The sequence below is a fragment of the Acinetobacter sp. ANC 5378 genome, assembly GCF_013004315.1.
Classification (GTDB): domain Bacteria; phylum Pseudomonadota; class Gammaproteobacteria; order Pseudomonadales; family Moraxellaceae; genus Acinetobacter.
In genome coordinates this window covers 1-1,269 of sequence record NZ_JABERK010000017.1, presented here as the reverse complement: position 1 = coordinate 1,269, position 1,269 = coordinate 1, and the positions used below count along the sequence as shown (strand labels likewise).

The 1,269-nt window shown below is 40.5% G+C and carries 1 protein-coding gene; it reads right to left on the bottom strand.

Annotation, left to right across the window (positions count from 1 at the left end):
- Window positions 1-20: 20 nt before the first annotated feature.
- Window positions 21-1,172 (bottom strand): IS4 family transposase, encoded by a 1,152-nt coding sequence (locus tag HLH16_RS06110; protein WP_086193328.1) that lies wholly within the window; start codon window positions 1,170-1,172, stop codon window positions 21-23.
- Window positions 1,173-1,269: the final 97 nt, after the last annotated feature.

The window sequence follows — 1,269 nt, the reverse complement described above, 5'->3', positions numbered from 1 at the left end:
CACTGCTGTCCCACAATTTTTCATAAAAGGAGGCTCAATTGAGCTTCCTTTTGTTTTATCGGTATTTTATCGGGCATGAATAAAGCTTTTAAGGTTTTTCTCTCAAACAGATTTACTTGGATCATTCTTAGTAACCGTTGAACCGTCCAGCCTTCTTGTCCTAAATGCCGAGCAAAACTCACCAGTAAATAGGCAATCAGGGCAATCCAAATTTGCGTCTGAATTGCGTTCCTGCTTCGGCCTATAAAGGCTTTTAATTTCAAATTCTGTTTAATCGCCTTAAAGAACAGTTCCACTTTCCAGCGGTCTTTATAAATCGCTGCAATCGTTGAGGCAGATAAACGGAAGTTATTGCTGAGAAACATAAAATGCTTGCCACTCTGCCGATCAATATATTCAATTTTTCTTAATGGTGGAGTCTGTCTTTTCACTGCATGTGCACTATTCAGCTGGATCGTTTCATCTTTTAAAATCCCTTTGGCTACAATGACTGGATGTTGCTGAATAACCCGATAAACTGCCTTGGGTCTGAGACGTGTCACAAAGCCAATATTTTGAGCGGTCAGATTCGCATACCATTTATAATCTACATAGCCTTTGTCAAAGACCACAATACTGCCAGAGGGAAACTGGAATTTTCGGCCTTGTACCATGTCATTTTCTTTACCATTTTCAACTGCAACAAACTCAGGAATATGATTGCTGTGATTCAATCCTATGCTCAGTTTCATGCTGGCTTTTGAATCATGAACTTTGGCCCATGCGCACAAGGAAAGCGACAGATCAATGTGACTGGCATCCAGGGAATACAGAGGATTCTTGAAGCGAAATTTATGGGCTACTTTTGATTTTTCACAGTATTGCAGTAATTGATGAAACATCTGTTTATACAAGGCAGCAGGTTGCTCCTCGTTGATTCGTGCCAGCGTGCTTCGGGGAATAGACTTTGCTCCGAGATGATTAAGCTTTTCCTGCTGGGACTCAAGATTGGATTGAATATCCCGTAGGCTTTGTCGGCAGGAAAGTTGGGACATTAACAGGGCAATAAACTGATCCCATCGAGAAGCAGATCTGAATTTCTGCCCAACATGATGTTGTTTAGCAAGCCGTTCAAAATCTTGTCGTAAGACTGGTTTAATTAACTGATGAAATACGGTATTCTGATGTGACAAAACCTGAATCCTGGTCGTTAAAGTGTTTGTTTGCACTCATATTTTAACTGTTCGGACTCAGGTTTTTTTATTTAAATCAAACTATGGGACAGCAGTG